The following is a 14,785-nucleotide window of genomic DNA, read 5'->3' as shown; positions in this document are numbered from 1 at the left end:
GTGGTCGGTTGTGGTCGGTTTTTCGGGGCGGGGGCGAGTCACACCGCCGCGAGAACGGTGTCCCCGGCCGGTATTCGTTCGGCCGTTCCGCCCGTGAGGTCCTCGTACCGTTTGACGATGACGTCGCAGTACCGCGGGTCGAGTTCGACGAGGGCGGCCGTTCGTCCCGTGTGTTCCGCGGCCACGAGGGTGGTCCCCGACCCGGCGAACGGGTCGAGCACCACCCCGCCCGGCGGGCACGAGTTGCCGATCAGGTAGGCGAACAGGCCGACGGGCTTCATGGTGGGGTGGACGTCGTTCTTGGCCGGGCGGTCGAATTCCAGCACCGTCGTCTGGGCGCGGTCGGACAGCCACGTGTGGGCGGCCCCGTCGTCCCACCCGTACAGGCACGGCTCGTGCTTCCAGTGGTAGTCGAACCGGCCGAGGGCGAACGCCGACTTGACCCAGACGAGGCACTGGCGGACGCGGAGGCCGGCGTCCCCGCAGGCGGCCCGCACGTTCAGGCCCTCGAGGTCGGCGTGCCACAGGTAGAACGCCGCCCCCGGGCGGAGGACGCCCTTGGCCGCGGCCAGGGCGCGGGCGAGGAACCGGCGGTAGTCGCCGCCGGCCATGGCGTCGTTGGCGATGGTGAGCTTGTCGGCCGTCTTGCCCTCGTAGGCGACGTTGTACGGCGGGTCGGTCAGGAGCAGGTCGGCCGGGGCACCGTCGAGGACCTTCGCCAGGTCGGCGGGTTTGGTGGCGTCGCCGCACAGGAGGCGGTGGCGGCCGAGGAGCCACACGTCGCCCGGGCGGGTGACGGGGTCGGCCGGCGGGTCGGGGACGGCGTCCGGGTCGCCGAGGACGGTCGGCTCGTCGGCCTTGAGCAGGTCGGCCAACTCGTCGGCCGTGAACCCGATGGACGCGAGGTCGACGTCCGTGCCTTGGAGGGCGAGGAGTTCGGCGACGAGCTTGCCGTCGTCCCACGTGGCGATGGCGGCGGTGCGGTTGTCGGCCAGGCGGTACGCCTTGGCCTGGGCCGGGGTGAGGTCGGTGGCGACGTGCACGGGCACGACGGTCAGGCCGAGCTTGAGGGCGGCCTTGTACCGGGTGTGGCCGACGACGATGACGCTGGCCGCGTCGACGACCAATGGCTGCCGCCAGCCGAAGGCGGCGAGGGACTCGGCGACGGCGTCGACGGCGGGGTCGTTGATCCGGGGGTTGTCGGCGTAGGGGGTGATGGAGGAGATGTCGCGGAGTTCGACGAGCATGTGCGGGCCTCGAAGGAACGGAGCGTTCGTTCGGCCCGGCCGTGCTGCCGGGGTCTGGCCCGCCGGCCCGCGGTCATCGCCCTCGCACGAGGACAACACCGCGAGCTGCTGGGAAGATTATACCCCACGCCCGCGTACCGCACAACCGGCGGACACGTCGGCGGTAGGTCGAAGCAGAAAAATCGAGAACGTTGGGCAAATTGCTCGACCGTTCCGCGAGCGCCTTGCACCCGAAAGCGCGGCGGGCTCGTGACAGGCGGACGGACGAATCGCCGTGGCGTTCGGACCCGGAGCCGCGTTCAGGGGCACCGGTCCCCGGCATCCTCGCGAGGATGAACTCGGGTTCTTCCGGGCACGCCGCGTGCGGCCCGCCCCCCCTGCGCGAATCGCCCCGTGACCAACCCCGCCCTGGCGACGCTCGCTCACGGTCGGGCCATTGGCCAACTCGGGCCCTTGTATGTTACCCTTCGTCCCCGCTCCCGGCCTTAGTCGCCCGTCCCGCCCGACTGCGGTTGCCCGGCGGCCACGCGAGCGAAGCACCGGGCGGGGCGTGGGGAGGGCGGCGGTGAGGGCGCTCATCATCGAGGACGAGGAGAAGACCGCGTCGTTCCTCCGCAAGGGGCTGGAGGAGAACGGGTTCGTAGCCGACGTTGCCCGCCGGGGGGACGACGGTCTGTACATGGCCCGCGCGGGCCGGTACGACGTCGTGATCCTCGACGTCATGCTCCCGGGCCTGGACGGGTGGGCGGTCGTCGCCGCCGTCCGCCAGGCCGACCGGAACACACCCGTCCTGTTCTTGACCGCGCGGGACGCCGTGGACGACCGGGTGAAGGGGCTGGAACTCGGGGCCGACGACTACCTCGTCAAGCCGTTCGCGTTCGCCGAACTGCTCGCCCGCGTCCGGACGCTGCTCCGCCGCAGCCCGGCCCGGCCGTCCGACGTGATTACGGTCGCGGACGTCGAGATCGACCTCGTCCGACACCGGGCGAGCCGGGCCGGCGTCCGGATCGACTTGACCCCGAAGGAGTTCGCCCTGCTCTCGCTGCTGGCCCGCCGCGCCGGGTAGGTGCTGTCCCGCACCCTCATCTCCGAACAAGTGTGGGACGTGAACTTCGACTCGGACACGAACGTGGTGGACGTTCACGTCCGCCGCCTGCGGGCGAAGGTGGACGACCCGTTCGACGCGAAGCTGATCCACACCGTCCGGGGGGTCGGGTATGTCCTCGAAGAACGGCCCTGACGCCCGCCCCGAACCGCGACCGGCGTGGCCCCTCGCCGCCCGTCTGACGGCGTGGTACGCCGGGTCCGCCTTCCTCCTCGTGGCCGCTGCCGTCGGCTTCCTGTATTGGGTGCTGGCCCGCAGCCTGGACCGCCAGGACGACAACCTGATCGCCGACCAGGTCCGCGTCGTCGGGGACGTGCTGGCCGAGCGGCCCGGTGACTTGGAGGCCGTCCGCCAGGAAGCGGAGCAGGAGTTCCAGAGCCGCCAGCACACGCAGGTCTACGTCCGACTGATCGACGCCGGCGGGCGGACGCTGGTCGAGACGCCGGGTATGGCGAAGCTCCTCGACCCGTCTGGTTTCCCGCCCCCGACTGCCGACTTCCGGGCGGGGAGCAATTTACGGTCCGCGACCGGGACGCCATTTCGGGTCATGGCGATCCGCGTGGGCGACGGGCGGCCGGGCGGGTCGGAGTACGTCGTCCAGGGGGCGATGGACCACGGCGATGAGGCCGCGCTGCTGGCCGAGTACCGCCGAAACCTGTGGCTCGTCCTCGCCGCCGGGCTGGCCGTGTGCGTCGCCGTCGGCCACCAGATCGCCCGCCGGGGGCTGCGGCCCGTGCGGCTCGTCGCGGACACGGCCCGCCGCATCGGCCCGACCAATTTCGGCGAGCGGATCACGGCGGACGGGCTGCCCGCCGACCTGCTCGACTTGGCCGACACGTTCAACCGGATGCTCGATCGGCTGGAGCGGTCGTTCACCCGGCTGGCCCGGTTCTCGGCGGACATCGCGCACGAACTCCGCACGCCGGTGAACAACCTGCGGGGCGAGGTCGAGGTGGCCCTCGGCCAACCCCGCACCCCGGACCAGTACCGGGATCTCCTCGCCTCGAACCTCGAAGAATGCGGTCGGCTGGCCCGGTTGATCGACAACCTGCTGTTCCTGGCGCGGGCGGAGAACCCCGGGACGCAAGTCTCCAAAGACCGGGTTGAGGTCGGCGGAGAGTTGCAGACGGTGTGCGAGTTCTACGAGGGCATGGCGGGCGAGAAGGGCGTGACGTTGGTTGTCGCCGTGAGCGGACCGGTCCAGGTCGTCGTGAACCGGCCGCTCTTCCAGCGGGCGGTGTGCAACTTGGTCGAGAACGCGATCCGCCACACCCCGGCGGGCGGCGAAATCACCCTGTCCGCGGCCACCGCCGGTGGGTCGGGCACGGTGGCCGTGACCGACTCGGGGTCGGGCATCCCCGCGGCCGACCTGCCGCACGTCTTCGACCGATTCTACCGGGCCGACCCTGCCCGCTCCTCCGAGGGGCGGAACGTCGGCCTCGGCCTGTCGATCGTCAAAAGCATCACCGACCTCCACGGCGGCTCGGTTTCGGCTGACAGCGAGGCCGGTCGGGGAACCCGCGTCGCGATGACGTTCCCGCTCGACGCGGTCTGACCTGCTCGAAAGCAGGGAAGATGACGAAATCGTCATCTCGCCGTCATGTTGCGGTCAGTTCGGCGTGGTAAAACTCCCACCATGAATACGACACGACCCCGGTCGCGACGCGGCTTCACCCTGATCGAACTGCTGGTCGTGATCGCCATCATTGCCATCCTGATCGGGCTGCTGTTGCCGGCCGTCCAGAAGGTCCGCGAAGCGGCCGCCCGGTCGCAGTGCGTCAACAACCTGAAGCAGGTCGGCCTCGCCCTTCAGAACTACCACGACGCCAACCAGAAGTTCCCGCCCGGGTACGTCTCGGCCTTCGACGCGGCCGGCAACGACACCGGCCCCGGCTGGGGGTGGGCGGCGCACGTCCTACCCCAGATGGAGCAGGACAACCTGTACCGGCAGATCGACCTCAAACAGCCCATCGAGGCGGCGGCGAACGCCTCGGCCCGCGTCGTGATCGTGAAGTCGTTCCTGTGCCCGTACGACGCCCCGCCGCAGCAGGCAATCCCGGTCGGCCCCCGGTCGGCGTCCGCACAACTGACGAGCACGACCTGCACGGTCGCCCCGGCGAACTACATCGGGAACTTCGGCGTCAACGAGCCCGGGGTGGACGGGGACGGCGTGTTTTACCGGAACAGCGCCGTGCGGATCGCGGACGTCACGGACGGGACGAGCAGCACGCTGATGGTGGGCGAGCGGTCGTTCTACTACGCGGAAGCCACGTGGGTCGGTGCCGTCACCGGGGCGAACCTCGCCCCGACGCCCGGCTCGCCGCTCCCCGTGCAGACCGAGAACGCCTCGAATTTCGTGCTGGCGCACACCGGGGAAACGTATGACGGCCCGGCCAATCCGAAGGAGATCAACCACTACGCCGCCCGGCACACCGGCGGCGGGAACTTCGTGTTCGCGGACGGCCACGTCGCGTACCTCAGCCGGTCCACCACCTACGCGACTTACAAAGCTCTCTCGACCCGTGCGACGGGCGAGGCCATTAACGCGGGGGATTATTAGTGCGCACGATCGTGATCGCCGTCTTCGCCGGCCTGATGGCCGTTGTCGTGGCGGGGTGCGGCGAAAAGAAGGCCGCCAAGACGGCCATGGAATTGAAGGACGTGCCGCCGGACATCCTGAAGGTGGCGAAGGAGAAGTTGCCCGGCGTGGCGTTCGACGCGGCGTACCGGGAGGCGAACGGCAGTTACGAACTCCGCGGCAAGGAGAAGGGCGGCAAGGTGCGGGAGATCGACGTCAAGCCGGACGGGACGGTCGAGGAAGTGCAGTGACGGACGCGGGACGAGCCACGCCGAAGAAACGCCCGCTCCGCCGTCGCGTGGCGTTGCTCACGGTCGCGCTATTGGGGGCCGGGTTGATCGCCGTGGAAGCCTACGCCATCAGCCCTTCGGTCCGCATCGCTGTTGCGGACGTCTGGGAAGGCGTCGGGGCGAGCGGGCGGCTGGTTGGGATGCTGTCGGATTCGGACGAGCGGGTCCGTGCGGTGGCGTCCTCGGCACTGGTTCGACTCGGGCCGGCGGCGATCCCCGCGTGCGCCCGCGGGGTCGAGCACCCCGATCCGCGGGTGCGGAAATTCGCGCTGTTCACCCTCGGGCAACTCGGCCCACCGGCGAAAATTGCGCTGGCGTCCATCCTCAATCGTGCCACGAACGACCCCGAACCGGACGTCCGGAAAGCCGCGATCCAGGCACTGCCGAACGTCGTCGACGAAAATTCTGCGGCGACGACCACGCTGGCCGGCATCTTGGCGTCGGGGGACACCGACGGGCGGCTCGCCGCAGTCAAAGCCTTGGGCCATCCGAAGCTACAATCCGCCGACGGCGTTGCCGCACTGAGCCGCGCGTTGAAAGACCCCGCCGCCCAGGTCCGGCGCGACGCGGCGGAATCGCTGGCCGCGTTCGGCCCCACCGCCGCCGTCGCCGTCCCGGCCCTCGTCGACGCCCTCCGAGACCCGGAGGCGGATGTGCGGGTGGAGGCGGCCGAAACGCTGGGATCGCTGTCGGCGTTCGCGAAGTCGGCCGTTCCGGGGTTGATCGCCGCCCTCAAGGATCCACACCCGAAGGTTCGGAGCGAGGCGGCCGAAGCCCTCGAACAAATCACCCGCGACTGGGGCGACGGGGAACCCACATTGCGTCAACTGGCCCTCGATGCCCTCGCCCAAATCAACCGCGAACCGGCACCCTGACGGCTGCTACGAATCACCGGGCGACGAATCGGTGCGAGGGCACTCTCGGCCGACACCCCACGGCTTGAACGGGTCACCCACACCCTCCTCTCGTGGCCCTGCGGCATCCTCCGACTCGACCGTTGCCGACACAAAGCAAGTCTGTCTAAGTCTTTGGCCTTTCCGCGTGGGGGCAACACTGAAAGTCGCCAGGAAGGACCCGTGAAATCGTGCGGGCCGGGCGGCCGACGAATGCCGGCTAGCGGAGGCCACGGTCGCCGCTCGTGGTGTTCACGGCGACCGCTCTTTCGCGCAAACGACCGGGCCAGTCGGCTGCGAAATCAAGGCCGGCGGGAGAACCCGGACATGATCGGGTTCTCCCGCGTGAGCCCCCCGGCTGTTCGCTTCCGGCGCCTCACCTGAAACCCGGACATGATCGGGTTTTCGGCGTGCGACCCGCGGCTGCCCGAATCCCGGACATATGTTCGGGATTCGAGGCCCTTCAGTCGCCGAGCGGCCCGAGGGCGTACCGGGTGGCCAGCCGGGCGGACGCCGACCGCCGGCCCGGCACGCGGACGATCAGTTCGCCGGCCGCCACGAGTCCGGCCAAGAGTTCGGCCGCCCGCGTCTTTCCCAGCCCGGTCGCCGCCGCCGCCCCACGGGCCGACAGGTAGAACGTCCCGCCCGTCAGGCCGGCCAGCGAACGGCAAGCCAGTCGGAGTCGGTCCCGCGGGGGCACGTCCGCCCCACGGGCCGCCGCCAACGCGACCGCCGGCGGGGACCGGCTCGCCGGCGTGCGAACCCGCCCCCACGCGGCCCGGAAGTCCGCCCACGTCACCGCCCAGTCCTTCGTCCGGACGACCGGCTCCGCCCGCCGCCACCACGCCCGCACGACGCCAGCCCAGTGGCCCGCCGGGACGCCCGGCCGCACGTCGGCCAGCCGGCGGGCGAGCTCGAACAAGCGGCGGTGCCGTTCTCCGGCCCGCCGCGGCAGCGTCTTGAGGACCGCCTCCCGTTCCGCGGCCGGCAGCGACGCCCACCGCGCGTCCGGTCCGGGCGACCCGCCGGCCGCGTCCGAAACGCCCCGGGGCGGACACAAGAGATCTTTGTCTTTATCCGCCTTCCGGGCGGGTTGGGCCGCAGGTGTGAGGGCTGTGCGCGGCCGACCGGGCGACCGCGCCTTGTCCGCCCGGTCGGCCAGGAAACCGGTCGCCTCGACGGTCAGGAGCGGGAAGTCCGGGCGGGCCGGGTCGCCCCGCACCCAGGCGTACCGCACGCCCGACGGGTGGGCCGACGGCGGGAGCACGGCGTACCGCGTCGCGACGCACCGCAGGTCCCCGTCCCCCGGCCCGAAGTCGACGAACACCTCGGCCGGCAGGTAGCAGTACACGTGGAACCCCCGCCGCGTCCGGACCGTGGGCAGGGCGGCGGCCAGCCGCGGCCGGAGGCTCGCCCACCGGAAGTACGCCGCCGCCGCGTCGAAGTCCCGGCACGCCAGGCACCCGGCCGGCGGCCCGCCGGACGCCCGCCCGAGCAGCACCGCCAGCCCGGTCACCCGGTCCGGCCGGACGGCGAACAGGCGGCCGAGCTCCCGGTCCGTCGGCTTCCGCCGCTGGAGGGCCTTCCACCGGACCGTCGGCCGCTTGTCCGCGACGGCGTGCGACACCGGCAGGCACGCCCACCCCCACGACCGGTACCACAGGGCGGCCTGCAAGTAGTCCCTGGTCGTCAGGGCCGCCGTCACGCCCCGCCCCCCAGGCCGCCGACGGCGTCGAGCAGCACCCGCCGGCGGGCCACCAACTCCTGGAGTTCGCGGGCCTCCTCCGCCCGCTCCCGGCGGTACGCCCCGAGGTCGAGCACCGACTCGATGGCGTCCGTCACCAGCTGCTGCAGCCGGGCCGGCGGCAGGGCCTCCAGCTCGTACACCTGGCTGCCGTGCTTGCCGACGAAACCCTTGGCCCGGCTCGACGACCGCTTCACCTCCATGCTCGGCACCAGGCCGAATCGCCCGACCTGGTCCTCCGTCAGGGCCACCTTGAACGGGGTGATGTCGGGCACGTCGAACTCGTCCCGCAGGGACGCGCACAGCGTCTCCGCGATGTTCTCCCCCTCCGGGTCGAAGTCGCTGAGCACCAGCAGCACGAACCGCCGCTTGCCGGACGCCCGGAACCGCTCGGCCAGCTGGTACCGGGCGTCCAGCGACGGGTACCCGCGGCCGACGCAGTACGGCACCAGGTACGGGGCGGCCGCCCGCTCGACCGGCGTCTCGGCCGTCAGCTTCTCGACCAGCACCTCGACGTACGCCGGCTGGGACTGAAGGGGGTCCCGGGCGTACCCGCTCAGGAGCTTCGCCGTCGCCTCCCGGACGAACGCCTGGGCGTGGCCCCAGCTCCGCCACTGGGTGCTCGGCCGGGTGGTGTCCGAGATGGCGTCGAACGGCACCACCCCGGCCAGCCGGGCCCGGGTCAGCACGTCGCACAGGTCCTTGTACGACGCCAGGTCGTTGCGATACCGGCTGCCCGGCTTGCGGGCGTGCTTGAGCGGCGGGTCGTTGAGCAGCCGGTAGTGCACCTGGCGGTTGGACAGCGGCCAGTACTCCCGGTTCTCCTGGACCACCCGGATGACGGCGTCGAGCATCGGCCGCTTGGCCGCCGAGATGTCGTTCCGCCGGCGGGCCGCGGTCACGGCGATGGGGGCGATGTCGGCCGCGGCCACGCGGCGGCGGTAGGTGGCGTCCCGCTCGGCCTCGTACGCCTCGACCTCGAGGGCGGTGGTGTGCGGGTCGGCGTCGATGACGGCCTCCCGGATCTGCTCGTCGAACGTCTTCACCCGCTGCTGGTTGAACGTGCGGAGTAGGCGGACGAAGGCCGGGTCGGCGGACCAGATGGGGTACACGCGGACGGGCACCGGGTCGAACCCGGCCAGGCGGGCGGCCGCCCGCCGGCGGTGGCCGGACAGGACCACCCGGTCGAGAGTGACGACGATGGGCTCGAGCACGCCGCCGTCCCGGCCCATCGCTTCGGCCAAGGCGACGACGCCCGGGTCGTCGTCCCGGACCGGCCGGTACAGCCGGTCGTTGACGGCCGCCGGGGTCAGGCCCTCGAGGGCGGCCCACTCGACGGCCAGCGAGTGCACGATCGCGGCCGCCGGCCCGCCCCCGTCGTCGTCCGATTCTTCGCCCTCGTCGCATTCATCGTTCGCATCGACTTCGTCGTCTTCGTCGGTCATGGCGTCACCGGTGTTGACCCGGCCCGGCCGGGCGCGTGGGGTGGAAAAATGTTCAAGTCCGCTCACAGGCTACGGCGCAAGTGTAAATATGTCCATCAAAATTTTCGGGCCGATATTATCGCCGCGGGCCCGCGGTCGCAACCGGACCGAGGTGTGTGCGATGCGGGTGCGGAAACAGAGGGGTGCCGCGCGGGGAGGTGTGGGGCGCCGCCGGCGGGCGCCTGCGGCACACTCTATTCGTCGCCCGACTTGGGACGCCCGGCCGAACACGGCCCGCGGCCGTCCGAGCGGCGGGCCGCGGCCGGCCGGCCCAGGCGAGACTTTCCCGCTGTCGGCGGGACCCGTCAGCGGGCGGGGTCGGCGACGAGGGCCTTGAACGGCAAACCGTTCTTGAACTCGAGCACGTCGACCGTGCCGTCCCCGACCGCGTCGAACAACTCGAACAGCTCGACCCACTGCCGCTTCAGCCGGAAGTTCGCCAACGCCCGCTCCGGCCGGGGGTCGTTCTCCCCGCCCAGCTTGACCTCCCGGACGACCCGCGGCGGCGGGTCGAGGACCGGCTCCCCGCCGCGGACCGGGAGGTGCTCGACGCGGCCGAAGTTCCGCTCCTGGACCAATTCCACCAGGGCCCGCCGCGGCGCGGACAGACCCGCCTTGTCGCTCGCCACCATCACGCCACCCTCCCCGCCGGCCGCGACCTGATGCGGCCCACGACCTGATCATACCCCCGCCCCGAACGGCCCCGCCCCGGCGGACGCCCCGTGCCCGAACCGGACGCGGCACCGGGGGCGGCCCCCCCGGCCACGCGCCGCGCCGACGGCGGGACCGGCGTCCGCGTGCTCCCCGGTCACCCGCCGTGCCGGCAACGCAACGCCCGCCACAATTTCCGCTGCCGCCCCCAGTCGAGGGTCGCGGCGATCGGCTGCAGGTCGCTGAGCAGGATCGGGTCGCGACCGGCCGTCGTCCGCGGCAGGTGCAATAACTCCTCTTGGATGTCCGGGGCGAGGCCCAACAGGTTCATGATCTGCGTCACCCGCGGCCGGCTCACCTGGCCCAGTTCCGCGAGGTCGGCGTACCGGTCGACCACGCCGTCGCGGAGGAGTTCGTCGCACCGGATCGCCAGGGCCATCCACCGCGCGACCCGCGGCACCCGACCCGGCGGCTGGGTCCGCCTCGGGTCCGGGCCCGGCCGCACTTCCTTTCTCGCCCCCCGCCCCCGCCGGTCGACGTGCACGTCGCACACCACGGTCAACACGCCGTTCTCGCTCATGCCCGCATCCCCTCGCGTTTGTCGGCCAGTTCCCGGGCGAGCGTCCGCACGCCGGCCGGCCGGAACCGGATGGTCACCTTCCCCCGCGAACCGTCGTACCCGACCGTCTCCACCAGCAGGTTCACCACCCGGGCCTGCTCCCGCGGGTTGAGCGCCTCCCAGACGGGGTCGAACACGGACAGGGCGGTCGCCGCCTCGTCGTCGGCGATCAGGTTCCGGCCGACGGCGGCGAGTTGGTCGCGGACGGCCCGGCCCCGGCCCTCGACGGCCGCGATCCGCTCCTGGAGTTCGGCCAGGCGGCGGATGACCGGCTCGTTCCCGTCGCCGGGGCGGAGCAACCCGGACAGGTGCCGGAGTTCCCCGTGCCACCCCTTCAGATCGAACTCCAGGGCCTTCTGCTCCTTCGCGAGTTCCGCCGTCCGCGCCTCGTCCTGCTGGCGGGCTTGCGCGAGGACCTCGGCCCGCAGCCGCGCGTCCGTGCCGATCGCCCGCACCTGCCGGAGCAGCACCTGCTCGATCTGGTGGGCGGGGACGGACTTGGCCGGGCACGTCTTCCACCCCTTCTTCGCGGCCGCCGTGCACGTGTAGTACCGGTAGCTCTTGGCCCCCTTGGTCGTGCTCGTCGGGGACATGGCGGCGTCGCACGCCGTGCACCGCAGAACGCCCTTGAGCAACGCGGCGGGGCCGCCGCGACTGAACCCGCCGCCCCGCCCGTTCCCGGCCAGGTGGGCCTGGACCCGCTGCCACACGGCCGGGTCGACGATCGCGGCGTGCTCGCCGGCGTGGACCTCGTCCTTGTACCGGACCTTGCCGACGTACACGGGGTTGGTGAGCAGGCCGTACAGGGACGTGCGGGTGAACGGGCCGCCGCCCTTGAACCCGCCCTTGCGGAGTTCCCACCGCTTGTTGGCCCACCCCCGCGACGCGAGTTCCTCGACGACGGGGAGGAGGGACCCGCGGTCGAGGTAGAGCCCGTAGACGGCCCGCACGCGGTCGGCCTCGGCGTCGTTGACGCGGAGTTTGAACCCGGCCGGGTCGACGTCGTACCCGAGGACGGGCCACCCGCCGGCCCACTTGCCCTTCCGCCGGGTGGCCGCGATCTTGTCGCGGGTGCGTTCGGAGACGATCTCCCGCTCGAACTGCGCGAAACTCAGCAGCACGTTCAGGACTAGCCGGCCCATGGAGCTGGCCGTGTTGAACTGCTGGGTGACGGACACGAACCCGACCTGATGCTGTTCGAACGTCCGCATCATCTCGGCGAAGTCGAGGAGGGACCGGGACAGGCGGTCGACCTTGTACACGACGACGCAGTGGACGCGGCCGGCGGCGATGTCGTGGAGGAGGCGGCGGAGGCCGGGGCGGTCGGTGTTGCCGCCGGTGAACCCGCCGTCGTCGTACCTCTCCGCGAGGCACGTCCACCCCTCGCCGGCCTGGCTGCGGACGTACGCCTCGCCGGCCTCCCGCTGGGCGTCCAGCGAGTTGAACTCCTGCTCGAGCCCTTCCTCGCTCGACTTCCGCGTGTAGATCGCGCACCGGACCACGGGCCGGGTGTCGGCGGCGGCCTTGGCTCGCTTCGTCATGCGTCACCGCCGTTCGTGAGTCGGAATAACAGGTACCCGTTGCAGTGGCTGCCGGTCACGGCCTTGGCGACGGCGGAGAGGGACGGGTAGACGAGGCCGGCGTGCTCGAACCCGTGCGTCAGCACCCGCACCTGGAGGGTCTGGCCCTTGTACGCGCGGGTGAGGACGGACCCCGGCGGGGGTAGTCGGCGGTCCGCCGGGAAGGGGAGCGTTGCGGCCTCGGGCTCGGCCGGGGCGGCGACCGGCGCGGGCGTCGCTCGCTTCGCCGGGATGGTCGTGCGGAGTTCGGCCCCGGCGGCCAACTCGGCCGCGCGTTGGCGGGCGCGGTCGGTCAGCCCGCCGTGGGCGTTGGCCTGGAGCTTCCAGGCGATCCGCTTGACGAGCCACGCCTTGTTCCGCGCGGCCGTCTCGTCGCCGAACGCCTCGGCGTACCGCCGCTGCAGGTCCTTCACCGTGAGCCGGGGCAGGGCGGCCAGTTGTTGCGCGATCGTCGGGTATGGGTCCATGGGGTCTCCTTCGTTGCGGGAATGGGGGTCGTCTCCGGTCCGTTAACCGGTGTGGACAGTGAGCCACGTGTCGGGATGAACTGCAACGGAAGAATCGCTCGATTTCGGGAGTATCTGCGGGGCAGAAGTGTGGCGGGGCGTGAGGGCGACTTTGTCGCGGAGGCGGATCAGGCCGCGGGCGAGGATGGCGGCGAGTTCGCGGAAGCGATCGTCCGGGGAAAAATGGGCGGGGTCGAGGTCGGGTCGCACGGGAACCTCCAGTGAGTGTTCCAGCAACCTCCGCGGCGCGGCCGGCGAGCTGACGGGGTGCGAACGGCCCCCCTACCTATTTAACGCGGTGTGCAAGTTTGGTGGGGCCGCGGCGGGGTCGGTATCGTGGGGTTACCACACTCCCACGCCGCCGGAGGACCCGCCGTGACCCTCAACGACTTTCTACTCCACGTCTTCGTCTTGGTCGATGACCTGTACCGCCAACTCGTTCGCACCCCGCTCCGGTCCCGCGGGCCACGGCACACGGCCATGACGGACCCCGAAGTCATCACCATCGAGCTCGTCGGCGAGTTCCTCGGTCTCGACCACGACAAAGGGTTGTTCGCCCACTTCCGCCGGTACCACGCGGCCGAGTTCCCGGCCCTCGCCGGCGTCCACCGCACCACCTTCGCCCGCCAGGCCGCCAACCTGTTCGCCGTGAAGAAGCAACTCCACGCCCACTTGGCCGAGCGGTTGGCGGTCTGGGATCGCGTGTTCATCGTGGACAGCCTGCCCGTCCCCGCGTGTGCCTTCGGCCGGGCCAAGTCCTGCCGCCGGTTCGCCGGCGACGCGGCCTTCGGCTACGACCACACCCGCCGGAACACCATGTACGGGTTCCGGTTCCACGCCCGGGCCACCCCGACGGGCATCCTCGTCGCCTTCGACTTGGCTCCCGCCAACGTGTCCGACCAAGCGATGGTCGATCCACTCGGCCCGCCGCCCGGGTCGGCCGTCGTGGGCGACCGCAACTACTGGTCCCCGAAGGCCGGCGCCCGACTCGCCGAGCAAGGGGTGAAACTCGTCGCCCCGTTCCGCTCGAAGTCGAAGGATCCGGGCCCGAGGCGGTCGCGGCGGATCAGCCGGTTCCGGTGGATCATCGAGACGGCGTTCGGCCAACTGGCCGGACGCTTCCACATCGAGCGGACGTGGGCGCGGGACGTGTGGCATCTGAGCCACCGGGTGATCCGCAAGGTCTTGGGCCACACGATCGCGGTCTGGCTGAACGTCACCGCCGGACGACCGCCGCTCGATTTCGACGGCCTCGTCACCGACTAAACTCGCACACCGCGTTATTTACTTCGCAGAACGCGGGCGAAGTGGTGCGGCAAAGTGTCCAGAATGCCGGAATCATCCCTCGGCTGGCCTGTACCCTAACGCTCACGGCGCCACGCCCGGCGGGGCCGACGGCTTGCAACTCCACCCCAGTATCTCGTTCCGCGACTCGGCCACCCGCAGCAACTGGCGGAAGGCCGGTGGGTCGAACGCCACCTGGCAGGCGTCGCACATGCACAGGTAGTCGTCGCTGTCGATGTGCGCGGTCGCCGGCCAACCGGAGCAGGCCAGGCAGCGGCAGTCGGGGTCGACCTCGCGGTGCTAAATGGCTCCCGCCAAATGGAGAAGCGATGACGAGCGACCGGGCGGAGGAAGAGCGGGATGAGTGGTGCTTCGAGTTCAATGTTTCATCAGAGAGGCTCGTTCATCAGTCCGAGGCCGACAGGCTCTTGGACGAGGCGATTCACTGGGCCGGGGCGCACCGGCTCGGCGTCGGAGGCAGCTACAAACCGGCGTCTGCGGAGGTGAACAATGCCTGTGTTTCTTGGGCGTTCCGCTTCGGGCTGTGTGCCTCTGAGGATGAGCAACTGATTCCCCGCGAGTCGGCGTCCGACCTGTGGGACCTGCTCTCGGCTGTATGTCAACACCGAGGGTTTATCTGCACTGGAGGCTTTCGGGCTTTCACAGCGGAAGAGTTGGGAGAAGGGTTGTGAACAAAGCACCACTTCCGCATTTGGCGGGAGCTATTTAGCCGGTCGGCACGCCCGGCCCGTCCAGGGACCCGCGCGCCACCAGCCGCTTGTACGGCGGCGGGAACAGGGCCGG

General features: G+C 71.1%; 15 protein-coding genes and 1 pseudogene. 7 read left to right on the top strand and 9 right to left on the bottom strand.

Features of this window, described 5'->3' with window-relative positions; translation table 11 throughout:
- Positions 1-38 precede the first annotated feature (38 nt).
- Complete coding sequence (locus tag PX52LOC_RS36880) at positions 39-1,247, bottom strand: DNA modification methylase (RefSeq protein WP_149114775.1); 1,209 nt, start codon at positions 1,245-1,247, stop codon at positions 39-41.
- A 565-nt stretch (positions 1,248-1,812) separates the two neighbouring features.
- Between PX52LOC_RS36880 and PX52LOC_RS36875 the strand changes: the two are divergent.
- The 5 genes and pseudogenes from PX52LOC_RS36875 (at position 1,813) to PX52LOC_RS36860 (ending at position 6,095) form a co-directional block, all read left to right on the top strand.
- Positions 1,813-2,487 (top strand): annotated as a pseudogene (locus tag PX52LOC_RS36875) (heavy metal response regulator transcription factor).
- Positions 2,465-3,907 (top strand): heavy metal sensor histidine kinase, encoded by a 1,443-nt coding sequence (locus PX52LOC_RS36870; RefSeq protein ID WP_149114774.1) that lies wholly within the window; start codon positions 2,465-2,467, stop codon positions 3,905-3,907. Before PX52LOC_RS36875 ends, PX52LOC_RS36870 begins: the two are co-directional and overlap by 23 nt.
- Before the next feature lie 81 nt (positions 3,908-3,988).
- Positions 3,989-4,912, top strand: a complete 924-nt coding sequence (locus PX52LOC_RS36865; RefSeq protein ID WP_168219434.1) for a DUF1559 domain-containing protein — start codon at positions 3,989-3,991, stop codon at positions 4,910-4,912.
- Positions 4,912-5,181, top strand: a complete 270-nt coding sequence (locus PX52LOC_RS41375; protein WP_168219433.1) for a hypothetical protein — start codon at positions 4,912-4,914, stop codon at positions 5,179-5,181. The genes PX52LOC_RS36865 and PX52LOC_RS41375 overlap by 1 nt, the downstream gene beginning before the upstream one ends.
- Positions 5,178-6,095, top strand: coding sequence for a HEAT repeat domain-containing protein (locus tag PX52LOC_RS36860; RefSeq protein ID WP_168219432.1), 918 nt, complete (start codon positions 5,178-5,180; stop codon positions 6,093-6,095). Before PX52LOC_RS41375 ends, PX52LOC_RS36860 begins: the two co-directional genes overlap by 4 nt.
- 481 nt (positions 6,096-6,576) lie before the next feature.
- On the opposite strand, the gene PX52LOC_RS36855 is transcribed toward PX52LOC_RS36860, so the two are convergent.
- From PX52LOC_RS36855 to PX52LOC_RS36825, 7 genes are all read right to left on the bottom strand, one after another.
- A complete protein-coding gene (locus PX52LOC_RS36855) occupies positions 6,577-7,818 on the bottom strand; it encodes a bifunctional DNA primase/polymerase (RefSeq protein ID WP_149114771.1) in 1,242 nt (413 codons plus the stop codon).
- Positions 7,815-9,302 carry a ParB N-terminal domain-containing protein gene (locus PX52LOC_RS36850; protein ID WP_149114770.1) on the bottom strand — a complete coding sequence of 496 codons (1,488 nt, stop codon included), beginning with the start codon at positions 9,300-9,302 and terminating at the stop codon, positions 7,815-7,817. The genes PX52LOC_RS36855 and PX52LOC_RS36850 overlap by 4 nt, the downstream gene beginning before the upstream one ends.
- Before the next feature lie 344 nt (positions 9,303-9,646).
- A complete protein-coding gene (locus PX52LOC_RS36845) occupies positions 9,647-9,973 on the bottom strand; it encodes an EF-hand domain-containing protein (protein ID WP_149114769.1) in 327 nt (108 codons plus the stop codon).
- 176 nt (positions 9,974-10,149) lie between these two features.
- Complete coding sequence (locus tag PX52LOC_RS36840; protein ID WP_149114768.1) at positions 10,150-10,572, bottom strand: hypothetical protein; 423 nt, start codon at positions 10,570-10,572, stop codon at positions 10,150-10,152.
- Positions 10,569-12,152 (bottom strand): recombinase family protein, encoded by a 1,584-nt coding sequence (locus PX52LOC_RS36835; RefSeq protein ID WP_149114767.1) that lies wholly within the window; start codon positions 12,150-12,152, stop codon positions 10,569-10,571. Before PX52LOC_RS36835 ends, PX52LOC_RS36840 begins: the two co-directional genes overlap by 4 nt.
- Positions 12,149-12,658: a DUF2924 domain-containing protein gene (locus tag PX52LOC_RS36830; protein WP_149114766.1), complete on the bottom strand. Its 510-nt coding sequence runs from the start codon at positions 12,656-12,658 to the stop codon at positions 12,149-12,151. The genes PX52LOC_RS36835 and PX52LOC_RS36830 overlap by 4 nt, the downstream gene beginning before the upstream one ends.
- A gap of 42 nt (positions 12,659-12,700) precedes the next feature.
- Positions 12,701-12,907: a hypothetical protein gene (locus tag PX52LOC_RS36825; protein ID WP_149114765.1), complete on the bottom strand. Its 207-nt coding sequence runs from the start codon at positions 12,905-12,907 to the stop codon at positions 12,701-12,703.
- A gap of 165 nt (positions 12,908-13,072) precedes the next feature.
- Here PX52LOC_RS36825 and PX52LOC_RS36820 point away from each other — a divergent pair, with 165 nt between their 5' ends.
- Positions 13,073-13,963: an IS982 family transposase gene (locus PX52LOC_RS36820; RefSeq protein WP_149114764.1), complete on the top strand. Its 891-nt coding sequence runs from the start codon at positions 13,073-13,075 to the stop codon at positions 13,961-13,963.
- A 102-nt stretch (positions 13,964-14,065) separates the two neighbouring features.
- On the opposite strand, the gene PX52LOC_RS43545 is transcribed toward PX52LOC_RS36820, so the two are convergent.
- A complete protein-coding gene (locus PX52LOC_RS43545) occupies positions 14,066-14,194 on the bottom strand; it encodes a hypothetical protein (RefSeq protein WP_261345048.1) in 129 nt (42 codons plus the stop codon).
- A gap of 116 nt (positions 14,195-14,310) precedes the next feature.
- Between PX52LOC_RS43545 and PX52LOC_RS36815 the strand changes: the two genes are divergently transcribed.
- Positions 14,311-14,673 (top strand): hypothetical protein, encoded by a 363-nt coding sequence (locus tag PX52LOC_RS36815; RefSeq protein WP_149114763.1) that lies wholly within the window; start codon positions 14,311-14,313, stop codon positions 14,671-14,673.
- Positions 14,674-14,785 lie beyond the last annotated feature (112 nt).

The sequence above is a fragment of the Limnoglobus roseus genome (genome assembly GCF_008254045.1).
GTDB classification, from domain to species: domain Bacteria; phylum Planctomycetota; class Planctomycetia; order Gemmatales; family Gemmataceae; genus Limnoglobus; species Limnoglobus roseus.
Note: the sequence above shows the minus strand (reverse complement) of the source record. Positions and strands in the feature narration are given on the sequence as shown.